Raw genomic sequence first — 14,458 nt, forward strand, 5'->3', positions numbered from 1 at the left:
TCCTTGCACCTCCCACGCCAGCTCGGCCCGCTGCACGACCTGCCGGACACCCCGGAGGCATACGACGCCGTCCTCGCCGACGTCACCGAGCAGGCCCTCGCGCGCCTCACCCCCGAGGGCAACCTCGAACGCCCCGACTGCGTCGACGACATCGGCGACACCTCGCTCGGCCTGACGTCCCTGCTGGTGCTCGCCCTGCATCGCACCAAGGACCCGAGGCTGCCGGAGGCCGTGCACCGCAGCCTCGCCTTCCACCTGAACGAGCGCGTCTACGCCGAGGACAACCCCGGCTACCCGAACCTGCGGATCCGCAACTCCGGCTTCCCGTACGCCCGTTACGTCCTGGAAGCGGGTGCCCACCCCATCGGCGACTGGCCGAGCACCGTGTGGGCGCTGCTCCAGGCGGTCAACATCCTCGACGCACCGGACGGCCTGGTCGAAGCCGACCAGCGCACTCAACTGCTCGACGTGGCACGGGGATACTGGCGCTGGCTGACCGAGGCGACCTTCTTCAACCCGCAGGAGGCCGGAAACCAGGCCATCGGCTGCGTGGTCGGCGGCCTGATGCTGGCACGCCATCTCCCACCGCAGGAAGGCGAGTCGGTCCGCGGCCGGGCGATCGGCCTCTACACCGAGAAGATCCGCGCGCACCGAGTGCGCGACCGGGGCGCCCTGCTGCCTCCCGAGCACGGCGGCGCCTACGACAACAACTACGGCCCGATCTCCCTCTCCTTCCTCGCCCAGGCCCACCGGGTCAGCGGCGAGGAGATCTTCGCCGAGGACGGCGACGGCCTCGCCCGCTACATCGACGCCCGCCTCACCGGCGGCGGCTTCGACAGCGGCGGCCCCCGCTACAGCGAGCAGCACTCCGGCTTCGAATCGGTCCTCGGCCTGCGCTACTTCAGCCGTCGCATCGGTTCCGACCTGGGCCGCTACCGGGGCGACACCCGCTGGGGGCGGCATGCGGCGGGGCCCGACGGCGGCGTCGACGGGCACTTCGCCTGGATGCTGGTCTGGCAGATCCAGGACCCCACCCGCTGGCACCGCACACCCTCGACCGAGCCCGCCCGCCACCAGCTCCGGGCGGGCACCGTCTCGGTGGCCTTCGACGACCGTATGACCCCGTCGGTCGTCGAGGCGGACGGCACCTACTACCTGCCGGCGGCCGTGAACCGCCAGCACGGCTTCGGCCCGGTGCTGGACGGATTCGTGTTCTGCCGTCCCATGGGCGAGGTCCGGGTCAGGGACGTGCGCACCGACGGCCTGGCGGCGAAATTGGTCACCAAGCCGGTGGTCGGCCGCGACCACGTCCTGCGGCACGTGCGGTCCCTGTACGTCACCGACGGCACGAGCCTGTGGACGACGGTCGCCTTGGAACGCCTGCGCGGAGAGCCGTATCTGCTCGCCGGCCTGCCCTACGCGGCCGACGACGGGGACCGGGTGCGCCGGACGGCCGAGGGCGCGGTGGCCTCGGCGGGCACGCTCCGTCTCACCCATCCGCAGGCGCAGGGTGCGGAGCACTTCGACGCCCGTGCGGAACTCACCCAGGAACAGGCGGCGTTCGCGCTCGCCGCCGACCCGCGCGGCTACGGCAACCCCGACGAGGGCTGGCGCCACCTGGTGAGCTCCACCGCCCTGGAGGCGGGTCCGGTCCCGGGCGCACCGGACGACCTGCATGTGTTCGCCGTTCGGTACGGCTCCGCGGCGCCGCTCACGGTGTCCGTCGAACGGGACGGGGAGGCACTGCGCATCGGAACCTCCGCCTTCACCGCGGTGATCGGCGCCGACGACGAACGGGGGGAGCCGCAGCTGACCCTTCGCGCGGTCAGCTCTTGAGGGCGAGTTCGCCCACCGGCACCACCAGGTCCGCCCGGTCGCGGGTCGCGGCGACCAGCTCCGCGTTGCGCTGGTCGCTGCGCAACACCCACTCCACCGCCTCCTCGTGCCCCTTGCCGAACTCCTGGTGCCTGGCGATCAGCCGGCGGAGGCGTTCTTCTTCGTCCAGTTCGCAGAACCACACCTCGTCGAGCCGGCTGCGCACGCGCGTCCACGCCCCGGTGTCCAGCAGCAGGTAGTTGCCCTCGGTCACCACCAGCCGGGCCGTCGGCGGCACCGGCACGGCGCCCGCAACGGGCTGCTCCAGCACCCGCTCGAACCCCGGCGCATACACCACGTCGCCTTCTTCGCTCTCGCGCAGGCGCCCCAGCAGCGCCGCATACCCGGCCGCGTCGAAGGTGTCCGGCGCTCCCTTGCGGTCCCGGCGGCCCAGCCGCTCCAGCTCGACGTCGGCGAGGTGGAAGCCGTCCATGGGGACGTGCGCGACCCAGGGCTCCCCGGTGCCGTTCAGCTCCCGTACGAGGTTCTCGGCGAGTGTCGTCTTGCCGGCGCCGGGGCTGCCACAAATGCCCAGGAGCGCACGCCGGCCGGGGCGGGCGAGGGTTCGGGCACGGGTGAGGAGGTCGTCGAAAGTCAGCGGCACACAGCAGAGTGTGTCACCCGGCCGGCGGCGACGATTTCCGGCCGGACGGGGAGTCGTGTCCCTACAGGCCGCCACAGCCCGTACGGGCAGGGAGCGTGTCGTGCCCGACGACGCGGCGCAGATCCGCGCACTGATCACGAAGTGGGCCGAGTCCGTTCACCGGGGCGACCTCGACGGCGTCCTCGCGGACCACACCGAGGACATCGTGATGTACGACGTCCCGCCGCCGCACGAGGGCCTGCACGGCCTCGCCGCCTACCGCGCGACCCGGCCGCCGTTCTTCGCCCGGCAGGCCCAGGGCGCCTGCTTCGACATCGAGTTCCTGGACGTCACGGCCGGCAAGGACGCCGCCTGCGCGCACGCGCTGCTGCGCTGCGGCACACCCGGGGAGCCGGCCGAACACCCCACCCTCCGGCTGCGGTTGACGCTCGGCCTGCGCAAGGAGCGTGGGCGCCGGCTGGTCGCACAAGAGCACCACTCGTTCCCGCACGACTGACCGATGTGGCGTGCGCCACAAGCTGGATGTCCCCGGACGGGGAACCGGACCCGTATGACGCAGCTCGGTCCTCCCCTCGGTCTCCCCGAAGACATCCAGGCCTGCCTCTTCGACCTCGACGGGGTCGTGACCCGGACGGCCGTCGTGCACGCCGCCGCCTGGAAGGAGACCTTCGACGCCTTCCTGCGCGGCCGTGACGGCGAGGGCTTCCGACCCTTCGACGCCGTAGCCGACTACGACGAGTACGTCGACGGGCGCCCCCGCGCCGACGGCGTCCGCACCTTTCTCTCCTCGCGGGGCATCGAACTGCCCGAGGGATCCCCCGACGACCCGCCCGACAAGGCGACCGTCCACGGGCTCGGCAACCGCAAGAACGTCCTGCTCCTGGAGAGGATCCGCACCCAGGGCGTCGAGGCCTACGACGGCACCCTGCGCTACATCGAGGCCGTGCGAGCCCATGGTCTGCGCACCGCGATCGTCTCCTCCAGCGCCAACACCCGTGACGTGCTGCGCTCGATCCACGCCGAGGACCTCTTCGAGGTCCGCATCGACGGTGTCGTGGCGGCCGAGCGCAAACTGCCCGGCAAACCGCGTCCCGACACCTTCCTCGAGGCCGCCCATGACCTCGGGATCGAGCCGTCACGAGCGGCCGTCTTCGAGGACGCCCTCGCCGGCATGGACGCCGGCCGGTCCGGCCACTTCGGATACGTCGTCGGCGTCGACCGGGTGGGACAGGCCGACGCGCTGTACGCACACGGCGCGGACGTGGTCGTCAAGGACCTCGCCGAACTGGGAGGCCGGGCGTGATCACCCACCGGTCGTACACCGTCGAACCCTGGGCCGTGCGCGAGACGGAGCTCAATCTCGACGTCCTGGCGCAGAGCGAGTCCGTCTTCGCGCTGTCCAACGGCCACGTCGGCTGGCGCGGCAACCTCGACGAGGGCGAACCGCACGGCCTGCCCGGCTCCTACCTCGGCGGTGTCCACGAACTGCACCCGCTGCCCTACGCGGAGGCCGGCTACGGCTACCCGGAGTCCGGGCAGACCGTCATCAACGTCACCAACGGCAAGGTCCTGCGTCTGCTGGTCGACGACGAGCCCTTCGACCTGCGCTACGGCCGCCTCGTCTCCCACGAGCGCACCCTCGACCTGCGCAAGGGAGTGCTGGAGCGGGTCTGCGAATGGGTCTCGCCGGCCGGTACCACGATCCGGGTGCGCTCGACCCGGCTCGTCTCCCTCACCCAGCGGGCGATCGCCGCCGTGGCCTACGAGGTGGAGGCCGTGGGCACGCGCACGCGTGTGGTCGTCCAGTCGGAGCTCGTCGCCAATGAGCAACTGCCCGAGCGCAAGGGCGACCCACGGGCGGCCATGGCCCTGCAGTCGCCCCTGGAGGCGGAGGAGGCCTTCGCCGAGGGAACCCGGCTCCGCCTCGTGCACCGCACCCGGCGTACCGGTCAGCGCGTCGCCGTGGGCGCCGACCACGTCGTCTGCGGCCCGGACGCGACCACGACCGGCAGCGAGAGCAACGAGGACGTCGCCCGCCTCACCGTCACCTCCGTCCTCGAACCGGGCGAGCGGCTGCGCGTGGAGAAGCTCGTCGCCCACGGCTGGTCGGCCACCCGCTCCAAACCGGCGATGGGCGACCAGGTCGACGCGGCCCTCGCGGCTGCCGCGGTCGGCGGCTGGGCGGCCCTCGCGGACGAACAGCGCGCGTATCTCGACGACTTCTGGGCGCGCGCCGACGTCGAGGTCGACGGCGACGAGGAGATCCAGCAGGCCGTCCGCTTCGCCCTCTTCCACGTCCTGCAGGCCGGCGCCCGCGCCGAACAGCGCGCGATCCCCGCCAAGGGCCTGACCGGCTCCGGCTACGACGGCCACGCTTTCTGGGACACCGAGGCCTTCGTGCTGCCCCTGCTCACCTACACCGCGCCCGAGGCCGTGGCCGAGGCGCTGCGCTGGCGGCACAGCACCCTGCCCGCCGCCCGGGAGCGCGCGGCCCAGCTCGGTCTGAACGGTGCCGCGTTCCCGTGGCGCACCATCGAGGGGTCGGAAGGCTCGGCGTACTGGCCGGCCGGCACCGCCGCCTTCCACGTGAACGCCGCCGTCGCCGACGCCGTCGTGCGGTACACGGAGGCGAGCGGGGACGAGCAGTTCGAGCGGGACGCCGGCACAGAGCTGCTGGTGGAGACGGCCCGGCTGTGGCGCTCGCTGGGCCATCACGACCACGAGGGCGCCTTCCACATCGACGGCGTCACCGGCCCCGACGAGTACAGCGCGGTCGCCGACGACAACACGTACACCAACCTCATGGCGCGCGCGAACCTGCTGGCGGCCGCGGACGCCTGCAAGCGGCACCCGGAGCGGGCCGCGCGGCTGGGTGTCGACGACGAGGAGAGCGCGGCCTGGCGGGACGCCGCCGAGGCCATGCACATCCCGTACAACCACGAACTCGGCGTGCACGAGCAGCACGCCGGCTTCACCCGCTACCAGCGCTGGGACTTCACCCGCACCCGCCCGGACCAGTACCCGCTGATGCTTCACTTCCCCTATTTCGACCTCTACCGCAAACAGGTCGTCAAACAGGCCGACCTGGTGCTCGCGATGTACACCTGCGGCAGCCACTTCGACGACGAGCAGATAGCCCGCAACTTCGCCTACTACGAGCCCCTCACCGTCCGGGACTCCTCGCTGTCGGCGAGCGTCCAGGCCGTGATCGCCGCCCAGGCCGGCCATCTGGACCTCGCCTACGCCTACACGGCCGAGTCGGCGCTGATGGATCTGGCGGACCTGCAGCACAACACGCGCGACGGGTTGCACATCGCGTCTCTCGCCGGCACCTGGACGGCCCTGGTGGCCGGTTTCGGGGGACTGCGCCGCGACGGCGACACGCTGCGCTTCGCCCCGCGCCTGCCCGAGAAGTTCAGCCGCCTGGCCTTCTCCCTCCAGCTCCTCGGCCGCCGCCTGCGCGTGGAGGTCGGCCCCGACAAGGCCACGTACACCCTGCTGTCCGGCCCGCCCCTGACCATCCGCCACCACGAAAGCCCCGTGACCCTCCGCGACGACGGCCCCGTCGTCCGCGAGATCCCGCAACTCCCGGCCCGTCCGGCCCCACAGCAGCCACCGCACCGCAGCCCGCGCCAGGTGTATTGATCACGAGCGTTGTCAACGCCGGCCGGCCGAGCGGGAGCGGGGCGGGTGTTTCCGGGGCCCACGGTTCAGGTAGGAGTCGGATGTCCGGCCGACGAGAAGGGGGAGTGGCATGACAGCGAGCGACACCGGCGGCCAGCTGGGAGAGGAGTTCTTCACTCCGGGAACCGCGTCCTTCACCGAGTTCCTTGCCGCCCACCGCCCCGAACTGCTGCCCACCCGGCCGCCCTTCCCCGACGGCGTCCGCGCCGAGCCCGGCCGGTTCCCGCACGGCACCACCGTGCTGGCCCTCGCCTACCGCGACGGCGTGCTGATCGCCGGCGACCGCCGCGCCACGATGGGCAACCTCATCGCCCAGCGCGACCTGGAGAAGGTGCACCCCGCGGACGACCACACCGCCGTGGCCTTCGCCGGCTCCGTCGGACTCGCCCTGGACATGGTGAAGCTGTACCAGGTCGAGCTGACGCACTTCGAGAAGATCGAGGGCATCCCGATGACCCTCAACGCCAAGGCGAGGCGCCTGGCCGGGATGATCCGGCAGAACCTCGGCCAGGCGATGCAGGGCCTCGCCGTCGTACCGCTGCTGACCGGCTACGACGAGACGGCCCCGGACGGCGAGAAGGGGCGCATCTTCAGCTTCGACGTCGTCGGCGGCCTGTACGAGAAGACGGACTTCCACGCCGAGGGCTCCGGATCGCCGTACGCCCGGGGCGCGCTCAAGAAGCTGTTCCGCAAGGGCATGGACCGGCGGGAGGCGGCCCTGGCCGCCCTGCAGGCCCTCTACGACGCGGCCGACGACGACTCCGCGACCGGCGGCCCGGACATCAACCGCCGTATCTTCCCCATCGTTTCGGTGATCACCGAGGAAGGCTTCGAGCGGCTGTCGGAACCCGAAACCGAGGCGCTGAGCCGCGAGATGGTCGAGCAGCGCCGCAGCCGGCCGGACGGGCCGACCGCCACTCCCTGAGCACAGGCCCCGCACGTTCGTCTTTCCTCTTCCATGGGGAAGAGCTGTCACGACCTTTGCTGCACATCATTTGCAAGTACAGGAGGATGGCACAAGGCTGCAGACCGCAGCCGCTGTGCACCCGAAGGAAGACATCCCCGTATGACGGCCGCCCCCGACACCGCTCCGCCGCTCCCCGCCAAGGCCTCCGCCTGGCACCGTGTCCGCACCTCGATGACACGGGAGGAGTGGACCAGGACCGGCGGGATGGCCGCCTTCGTCCTCGCCCTGCACCTCGTCGGCTGGTTCACGCTGGCCGGGATCGTCGCCCCCGAGCACTACAGCGTCGGCAAGCAGTCCTTCGGCGTCGGCATCGGCGTCACCGCCTACACGCTCGGCATGCGGCACGCCTTCGACGCGGACCACATCGCCGCGATCGACAACACCACCCGCAAGCTGATGGGAGAGGGACAGCGGCCCCTCTCGGTCGGCTTCTGGTTCTCCCTCGGGCACTCCAGCGTCGTCTTCGCCCTGGCGCTGCTGCTCTCCTTCGGCGTCAAGGCCGTGGCCGGACCGGTCCGCGACGACAACTCCCGGCTGCACGACATCACCGGCCTCATCGGCACGACCGTCTCCGGAACCTTTCTCTACCTCATCGCGATCATCAACCTCGTGATCATGGCGGGAATCTGGAAGGTCTTCCGCCGGATGCGCTCCGGCGACTTCGACGAGGCGGCCCTGGAGGAGCAACTGAACAACCGCGGCTTCATGAACCGCCTGCTGGGCCGCGTCATGAAGTCGGTCGGCAAGCCCTGGCACATGTACCCGCTCGGCCTGCTCTTCGGCCTCGGCTTCGACACCGCCACCGAGATCGCGCTGCTCGTGCTGGCCGGCTCCGGCGCCGCCTCGGGACTTCCCTGGTACGCGATCCTGTGCCTGCCCGTGCTGTTCGCCGCGGGCATGTCGCTCCTCGACACCATCGACGGCTCGTTCATGAACTTCGCCTATGACTGGGCGTTCTCCAAGCCGGTCCGCAAGGTCTACTACAACCTCACCATCACCGGCCTCTCGGTCGCCGTCGCCCTGCTCATCGGCACCGTCGAACTCCTCGGCCTGCTCGCCGAGAAGCTCGATCTGCACGGCGCGTTCTGGGACTGGGTCGCCGGCCTCGACCTCAACATCGTCGGCTTCGCCGTCGTCGGCCTGTTCCTCGCCACCTGGATCGTGGCCCTGCTGGTGTGGAAGCTGGGCCGCATCGAGGAGAAATGGACGGCGGGCCTGTCCCGGACCGCGCAGCAGCCCGTGGACTAGACCCGCCGTCCGTCCGGGCGCTCAGCCCCGCAGTTTCAGCTCCTTGCGCCACCTCACGAACTGCTGGTCCGGATCTCCCGTGTAGGACCAGGGAGTCCGTGTGGTCCGGCGCCCCAGCATCCGCAGCAGGGTGGCGGCGACGTCCGGGACGTTTGCGTTGCAGGCGGCGTGTGCCAGGTAGTTGAGGTCGCGCAGTTCACCGGGGGCGATGCCGCTGTCCGCGCGGCCCACGATCCAGCGCTGCCAGGTACGGCGTACGTCGCTGACCGCGCCGTCGTGGTTCCAGTGCTGCCCGAGGCCCACCGCGGACTGGCTGCCCTGTGCCGCGTCGAGGGCGTAGCGGTACTCCTCCACCCGCGCGTACTGCACCAGAACGGGCAGTGCGCAGCCGGCGGGTGCCACTCCGGCCGCGTCACGGGCGAAGTCGTACATGAGGCCGTGGCTGCCGTGCCAGCGGGCCGAGTAGTAGTGCAGGACCTGCAGGTGACCCTCCACGCTGTACGGGTCGCGCTGGTGCAACTCGTCCCACCAGCGCGACAGTTCCTGCCGGCGCACCCCCGAGGAGTAAAGCCGGGCCACCGAGATCAGGGAGATCCACGGCGTCGGGTCGTCCAGATATGCCTCCGCGGCCTGCAGACATGCCGTCACCGCGGTGTCGATGCGGTGCTGGTCGATCGGCACGCCCCGGCCCGCGGCGATCGCCAGGTTGAACGTACGGGCCGTCTCCGTCGCCGCCCGCAGCACCAGCGCGTCGCCGCTGTGGGGCTCGGCCGCGAGCCAGGACTCCACGGTGGAACTGCCCGCGCAGGACTGTGCGAGCTGCCGGATGCGGTGGCCGCGTGCGAGCCAGCCCGGGCCGGTGTCCCGCAGCAGGTCCCTGAGGCCCTGCCAGCGGCCGATGACGATGTCGTGTCGTGCGTTGGTCAGGGGCGCGTCCCCGCAGTCGGGGTCGTAGTCGGGAACGAATCGGTCTCTCGCCATCGGGGTCTGCCTCAGAAGTCGGTGGAGAGACCTTCGTGGACACGGGAGTTCGCGGTGGATAGGTCGTCGGGGACGTACTCCGCCTCGACGGTGCGGCTTGCGTCCAGGCGGGCGGGCCGGTAGTAGTCGCTGCCCTGCCTCCAGTACCAGAGCATCGGCACCAGCCCGACGGCGAGCCCGCCGATGCCGATCGCGATCGCCGCGCTGTCGAGCTCGCTCAGCGACTCGGCGAAGATCCAGAACATGAACAGGGCGCCGAACAGCGGCCACAGCCCGCCGAGCAGGAAGTTGGCGGGCGACTTCAGCAGCATCCTGCGGTACGCCACCACCACCGCGAGGCCCGCGAGGCCGTAGTACACGGCGATCTGCAGGCCGATCGCCGAGATCGCGTCGGAGAGGATCTCTCCCACCGAGCCCAGCGCGTTGGAGGCGATGAACATCGCCAGCGCCACCGCGCCTACCACCGTGATCGCCACCCACGGGGTGTTCCAGGTGCGGTGCACCCGGCCGAGCGCGGAGGGCATCGTACGGTCACGGCCCATCGCGAACAGCGAGCGCGTGACCTGGATGAGGGTGGTCTCCAGGGTGGCGATGGTCGACAGCATCACCGCCACGATCAGCAGCTTGCCGCCCCAGCCCGGCCAGATCTCCTCACCCAGCACACCCAGCACGTTCGCGTCGTTCGCCGCGATCTGCTTCGAGGACAGGATGACGTTCACCGCGATGGTGAACACCTCGAACAGCAGGAAGACGACGCCCACTCCGATCAGCCCGGCGAGTCCCGTCGTACGGCGGCTGTTGCGGGTCTCCTCGCTCAGGTTGCTGGTGACGTCCCAGCCCCAGTAGTAGAAGGCGGCGACGAGTGCGCCCGACGCGAAGCCCGACACCCCGTCGAAGTGGGAGAAGCCGAGCCAGGACCAGTCGAACACGCGGGCGTTGCCGGTGTGGAACAGGGCGAGCACCGCGAACAGCGCCAGTATCGCCAGCTCCACGCCGGACATGACGAGCTGGGCTCGGACGGTGAGCCGGGCGCCGCCGAGCACCACGAGCAGCATGATGATGAACCAGGCCGCGCCGACCACCGTCGACAGCGCGGTGTTGTCGGAGAGGCCGTCGTCGAACAGGGCCAGCGTCATCGACCCCGCGGGAAGCGAGCCGGCCACCATGAAGATGGTCGCCGAGATGACCAGCGCCCAGCCGCTGATGAACCCGAGAAAGGGATGCAGGGTGCGCCCCACCCAGGAGTAGCTGGCCCCCGCGTTCACGTCGATACGGCTCAGATAGCTGAACGCCAGTGCGATGCCCAGCATGGGTATCGCGCAGTACAGCAGCGCGGCAGGGCTGGCCAGGCCCACCGCGCCGACGAGGACCGCGGTGGTCGCGGCGATCGAGTACGCCGGGGCGCTGCCCGCGACGGCCATCACCACGGTGTCGAACGTACCGAGGGCATTGGCCTGCAGCCCTCTGCCCCTGCTGTTGCTCATGGTTGCGCTGCTTTCCGTCTTGCACGACGCGAGGGCGACCCGCCCCGACGGCGTAGGGGGAGGTGGGGGGTGATGAACCCGCCCCGGATCCCCGAGGGTTGGCCTCGGAGCAGATCAAGGGCAGCGATAAACAAAGGGGGTGGTGGAGAGCGCACGGCCGCCTGCGTTGTCGTTCGGTCACACCGTGTATGCGAGTGATGATAGCCCTACTCCTTGACCTTTCAAGATTGACCAAGAAGTAACCTCCTGCGCCGCCGGGGACAGCCGTGATTGGACGGCGCGCAACGGGAAACGCGGATCGGACACCGTACAGAGAACGACCCGCCGCAGCGCGCGAGGGAGGCACTCATGGGCAGCGAACACACCAGCCCCGAACCGATGGCTGACGACGCCTACCAGCCCACCGCGACGAACGAGGAGCAGGCGGACGCGGCGCCGCTCGACCTCCAGGACGCCGTCGACGAACGCACCTACGACGACACCCTCGACGAAGGCTACTCCCCGCCGGAGAAGCCGCTCGGCGTCACCAAACACGGCACGACGGCCGCCGAGCAGCACAGCGGCGAGAGCCTCGACGAACGGCTCGCCGAGGAGGTCCCCGACGCGGCCGTGCCCGCCGGTGACCAGGTCGGCGACCTCCCCGGAGGCGAGGGCGAACCCGTCGACCCCGAGGCCGGCACGGAACGCGCGGGCCGCCTGGTCGCTCCGGACGAGGGCGCACACCCCGACAGGACCAAGGAGACGGTCGCCGACGACGTGGGCATCGACGGCGGCGCCGCCGGCGCCGAGGAGGCCGCCGTCCACGTCGTCGAGGACGAGACGCAGCTGCCCGACGCCGAGCAGGACCGGTGACGCCGGCCCGTCAGTCGCCGATCCGGTCGATCTGCCGCAGCTTGTTCGTGGCGTCGAGGGCGGCGACCTTGTAGGACTCCGCCAGCGTCGGGTAATTGAAGACCGCGTCGACCAGATAGTCGACGGTGCCGCCGCAGCCCATCACCGACTGGCCGATGTGGATGAGCTCGGTGGCGCCGGTGCCGAAGCAGTGCACTCCGAGCAGGGTGCGGTCATCGGGGGAGACCAGCAGCTTCAGCATGCCGTGCGAGTCGCCGATGATCTGGCCGCGGGCCAGTTCCCGGTAGCGGGAGATGCCGACCTCGAACGGCACGCAGTCCTCGGTGAGTTGGTCCTCGGTCCGACCGACGAAACTGATCTCCGGGATGGTGTAGATGCCGATGGGCTGCAGGTTGTGCATCTGGCCGACCGGTTCGCCGAAGGCATGGTAGGCGGCCGCCCGCCCCTGCTCCATGGAGGTCGCGGCCAGTGCGGGGAAGCCGATCACGTCACCGACGGCGTAGATGTGCGGCACCTCGGTGCGGTAGTGCTCGTCCACGGTGATCCGCCCGCGCTTGTCCGCGGACAGTCCGGCCTTGGCCAGGTCGAGTTCGTCGGTCAGGCCCTGCCGGCCCGCCGAGTACATCACGGCGTCCGCCGGTATCTTCTTGCCGCTCTCCAGGATGGTGAGCGTGCCCCGCGCGTGCCGCTCCACCGCGGCGACGGTCTCGCCGAACCGGAACGTCACGGCCAGGTCCCGCAGGTGGTACTTGAGCGACTCGATGACCTCGACGTCGCACATGTCGAGCATCCCGGCACGCTTCTCGACGACCGTCACCTTGCTGCCGAGCGCGGCGAACATGGAGGCGTACTCCATGCCGATGACTCCCGCGCCGACGATGACCATGGAGCGCGGGACGCGTTCCAGCGCCAGCACGTTGTCGGAGTCCATGATCGTACGGCCGTCGAACTCGACACTGTCCGGCCGGGCCGGGCGAGTACCGGTGGCGATGACGATGTGCTCCGCGCTCAGCAGCCGTTCATTGCCGGTGACCTCGCGCAGCGCGATGGTGTGCGGGTCGACGAAACTGCCGGTGCCGGCGAAGAGGGAGACGTGGTTGCGGGAGAGCTGGTTGCGGATGACGTCGACCTCCCGGCCGACCACGTGCTCGGTGCGCGAGGTCAGGTCGGAGACGGTGATGTCCTCCTTCAGCCGGTAGCTCTGCCCGTACAGATCCCGCTGGGTGAGACCGGTCAGATACAGCACCGCCTCGCGCAGGGTCTTGGAGGGGATGGTGCCGGTATGGATGGAGACCCCGCCGACCATGTCGGGGCGGTCGACGACGGCGACCCGGCGGCCGAGCTTGGCCGCGGCGATGGCGGCCTTCTGGCCACCCGGGCCGGATCCTATGACAAGCATGTCGAAGTCGGGCACCCTCCGGAGTCTGTCAGCCCCGGGCCCCGCTTCGAAAGACTGAACGGACAACAACCGCCCGCGAAGTGACGGGGCGGACCCTGCAGTTGGCGTGCCCCGAAGGGGCGCGAGGAACTGCGCGACCAGCCACGACGAACCCGCAGACAACCGACGCCACATCGCGGCACAACCCATCGCGGCCCGACCCAGCGGAGCGATAATGCCGGCATGGGCCACCGACTCGCCGACGCGAGCACCCCCGCCCGGCTCGCCGCCCTCGACGAGGGCATCGGCCGTGACGAACTGGCGCTCGCCACCCGTAACCACGGTCTCCCGCTCGAGGCGCTGCGCTACGACGTCACACCGCCGGGCCTGCACTACCTGCTGACGCACTACGACATCCCGTACGTCCCCGACGACACGCCCTGGCCGCTGAGCGTCGGGGGCCGGGTCCGCCGTGCGCTGCAGCTCGACCTGGCCGAACTGCGGATCCGCCCCCAGGTCACCAAGCGCGTGACCATGGAGTGCGCGGGCAACGGGCGGGCCCTGCTGACGCCCCGTCCGGTCAGCCAGCCCTGGCTCGTCGAGGCGGTCGGCACCGCCGAGTGGACGGGCGTACCCCTGCGGCTGCTGCTCGCCGAGGCCGGCGTGGAACCCGATGCCGTCGACGTGGTCTTCACCGGCGCCGACCACGGAGTGGAACGCGGCGTCGAACAGGACTACCAGCGCTCCCTGCCGGTGGACGTGGCCACGGGCACCGAGCCCGAGGTACTCGTGGCGTACGCGATGAACGGCGCCCCACTGCTGCCCCAGCACGGCCGTCCGCTGCGCCTGATCGTGCCCGGCTGGTACGGCATGGCCCAGGTGAAGTGGCTGCGCGAGATCACCGTCACCGACGCGCCGTTCACCGGTTTCCAGCAGGCCGTGGCCTACCGGCTGCGGCAGGACCCCGCGGACGAGGGCCGGCCGGTCACCCGCATCGAGCCGCGCGCCCTGCTGATCCCGCCCGGCTTCCCGGACTTCATGTCCCGCACCCGCGTGCTGCGGCCCGGCCCGGTGACCCTGGAGGGCCGCGCCTGGTCGGGGCGGGCACCGCTCGCGCGGGCCGAGCTGAGCACGGACGACGGGCGCAGCTGGCACGAGGCCGAACTGGAGCCCGACGGCGGGTGCCGGTGGGCGTGGCGCCGCTGGCACCTCGACTGGACGGCGACCCCCGGCGAGCATGTGCTGAGCGCGCGGGCCACCGACGCCGAAGGACACACCCAGCCGCTGGAGCAGCACTGGAGCCGCGGCGGCTTCACCAACAACCTCGTCCAGCGGGTGCCGGTGCTGTGCCTGGAGCCCGACGACACGGACTGAACCGGCACCGG

12 protein-coding genes are annotated in these 14,458 nt (G+C 70.9%); 8 read left to right on the plus strand and 4 right to left on the minus strand.

Annotation, left to right across the window (positions count from 1 at the left end):
* The first annotated feature begins 3 nt into the window (after nucleotides 1-3).
* Complete coding sequence (locus tag AB0N07_RS24490; protein WP_365838402.1) at nucleotides 4-1,836, plus strand: hypothetical protein; 1,833 nt, start codon at nucleotides 4-6, stop codon at nucleotides 1,834-1,836.
* Here AB0N07_RS24490 and AB0N07_RS24495 read toward each other — a convergent pair.
* On the minus strand, nucleotides 1,826-2,479 hold the full coding sequence (locus AB0N07_RS24495) for a nucleoside/nucleotide kinase family protein (protein ID WP_365838404.1): 654 nt from the start codon (nucleotides 2,477-2,479) through the stop codon (nucleotides 1,826-1,828). The genes AB0N07_RS24490 and AB0N07_RS24495 overlap by 11 nt on opposite strands.
* A gap of 100 nt (nucleotides 2,480-2,579) precedes the next feature.
* On the opposite strand from AB0N07_RS24495, the gene AB0N07_RS24500 reads away from it, so the two are divergent.
* The 5 genes from AB0N07_RS24500 to AB0N07_RS24520 all read left to right on the plus strand — a co-directional run bounded on the left by AB0N07_RS24500 (nucleotide 2,580) and on the right by AB0N07_RS24520 (nucleotide 8,378).
* Nucleotides 2,580-2,975 carry a nuclear transport factor 2 family protein gene (locus tag AB0N07_RS24500; RefSeq protein WP_365838406.1) on the plus strand — a complete coding sequence of 132 codons (396 nt, stop codon included), beginning with the start codon at nucleotides 2,580-2,582 and terminating at the stop codon, nucleotides 2,973-2,975.
* A 54-nt stretch (nucleotides 2,976-3,029) separates the two neighbouring features.
* Complete coding sequence (locus AB0N07_RS24505; RefSeq protein ID WP_365838408.1) at nucleotides 3,030-3,782, plus strand: beta-phosphoglucomutase family hydrolase; 753 nt, start codon at nucleotides 3,030-3,032, stop codon at nucleotides 3,780-3,782.
* On the plus strand, nucleotides 3,779-6,124 hold the full coding sequence (locus AB0N07_RS24510; RefSeq protein WP_365838410.1) for a glycosyl hydrolase family 65 protein: 2,346 nt from the start codon (nucleotides 3,779-3,781) through the stop codon (nucleotides 6,122-6,124). Before AB0N07_RS24505 ends, AB0N07_RS24510 begins: the two co-directional genes overlap by 4 nt.
* 109 nt (nucleotides 6,125-6,233) lie before the next feature.
* Entirely contained in the window at nucleotides 6,234-7,088 is an 855-nt protein-coding gene (gene prcB / locus AB0N07_RS24515) for a proteasome subunit beta (RefSeq protein ID WP_365838412.1), read from the plus strand.
* Between the two features lie 141 nt (nucleotides 7,089-7,229).
* A complete protein-coding gene (locus AB0N07_RS24520) occupies nucleotides 7,230-8,378 on the plus strand; it encodes a HoxN/HupN/NixA family nickel/cobalt transporter (RefSeq protein ID WP_365838414.1) in 1,149 nt (382 codons plus the stop codon).
* A gap of 21 nt (nucleotides 8,379-8,399) precedes the next feature.
* Here AB0N07_RS24520 and AB0N07_RS24525 read toward each other — a convergent pair whose 3' ends face one another.
* Entirely contained in the window at nucleotides 8,400-9,359 is a 960-nt protein-coding gene (locus AB0N07_RS24525) for a hypothetical protein (RefSeq protein ID WP_365838416.1), read from the minus strand.
* Nucleotides 9,360-9,370: 11 nt separating this feature from the next.
* On the minus strand, nucleotides 9,371-10,843 hold the full coding sequence (locus AB0N07_RS24530; protein ID WP_365838418.1) for an APC family permease: 1,473 nt from the start codon (nucleotides 10,841-10,843) through the stop codon (nucleotides 9,371-9,373).
* A 348-nt stretch (nucleotides 10,844-11,191) separates the two neighbouring features.
* Here AB0N07_RS24530 and AB0N07_RS24535 point away from each other — a divergent pair, with 348 nt between their 5' ends.
* Nucleotides 11,192-11,695, plus strand: coding sequence for a DUF5709 domain-containing protein (locus AB0N07_RS24535; RefSeq protein ID WP_365838420.1), 504 nt, complete (start codon nucleotides 11,192-11,194; stop codon nucleotides 11,693-11,695).
* A 10-nt stretch (nucleotides 11,696-11,705) separates the two neighbouring features.
* On the opposite strand, the gene sthA is transcribed toward AB0N07_RS24535, so the two are convergent.
* On the minus strand, nucleotides 11,706-13,109 hold the full coding sequence (gene sthA / locus AB0N07_RS24540; RefSeq protein ID WP_365838422.1) for a Si-specific NAD(P)(+) transhydrogenase: 1,404 nt from the start codon (nucleotides 13,107-13,109) through the stop codon (nucleotides 11,706-11,708).
* A 207-nt stretch (nucleotides 13,110-13,316) separates the two neighbouring features.
* Between sthA and AB0N07_RS24545 the strand changes: the two genes are divergently transcribed.
* Nucleotides 13,317-14,447, plus strand: coding sequence for a sulfite oxidase (locus tag AB0N07_RS24545; protein ID WP_365838424.1), 1,131 nt, complete (start codon nucleotides 13,317-13,319; stop codon nucleotides 14,445-14,447).
* Nucleotides 14,448-14,458 lie beyond the last annotated feature (11 nt).

Source organism: Streptomyces sp. NPDC051172, from assembly GCF_040682555.1.
GTDB lineage: Bacteria > Actinomycetota > Actinomycetes > Streptomycetales > Streptomycetaceae > Streptomyces.